The organism is Halomonas flagellata (assembly GCF_022487945.1).
GTDB classification, from domain to species: Bacteria; Pseudomonadota; Gammaproteobacteria; order Pseudomonadales; family Halomonadaceae; genus Halomonas; species Halomonas flagellata.
Map to the genome: position 1 here is coordinate 1 of NZ_JAKVPY010000081.1, position 887 is coordinate 887.

At 51.9% G+C, this 887-nt stretch carries 1 protein-coding gene; it reads right to left on the reverse strand.

Going from position 1 to position 887, the window contains the following annotated elements; all coding sequences use genetic code 11:
• A partial coding sequence (locus MKP05_RS21185) for a copper homeostasis protein CutC (protein ID WP_240570126.1) occupies nt 1-568 on the reverse strand: 568 nt, incomplete at its 3' end.
• Between the last annotated feature and the right edge of the window lie 319 nt (nt 569-887).

The following is an 887-nucleotide window of genomic DNA, read 5'->3' on the forward strand; positions in this document are numbered from 1 at the left end:
CCGCGGCCATTATTTTTTTCATCCGCGGGATATCGACCTGGCCATCAGCATCCAGCACGCCGGTCACCAGCCCGGGAAAGCCCAGATCCCGCACCATGCGAATATCGTTAAGCATCGCGGCGAACTCTTCCTCGGTGTAGCAGAAATCGCCGCCGCGCGGGCGAACGATCGGATGCACCGGGAGGGTAATCGCCTCGCGGGCCGAGACCAGCACCCCATAAGAGGGGGTTAATCCCCCTTCCTGCGGCGCGGCGCCTTTACTGAGATAGCCTGCCGCGCCCGCCTGCATGACCTTGGCAGGTAAAGGATTCTCGGTATGCACGGTCAACATGATCACTTTGGTGCCCGCCACGGAGCGCGCGATTTTGCGCGTCGCTTCAAGACCACCGATCCCAGGCATGTTCATGTCCATCAGGACGACATCTGCGGAATTAGCCCGGCACCACTTGACGGCGTCCTCGCCGCAGCAGGCTTCGCCAGCGACTTTAATCCCTTTTATATCTTCCAGAATGCGTCGTATCCCTGCGCGCACCAGTTCGTGGTCATCAACAAGAAGAACGTTGATCAAAGGAATAATCTCCAGAATGAGGGATAACGCTACTGATACTTTATCTCCCACATATTACCGGGTTTTATTGCTATTTTAAAAGGCAAAAAAATGCCCTCGCCTCGATTTGGCTCTCATTTATGGCAATGTCTGTGCACACTAAGTGGAAAGTCATTGAGAACAGACAGTTGCCCGGCTCTTATTTTTTAACAATACTCATACAGAAGGCACAAAAAACACAACAGATTACGTAGCGCATAAATACGAAGCAAAATATGTAACAATTATTAACGAGCTAAATAGATGGGGGAAATTATTGGCTTGCCGACGGCTATTACGT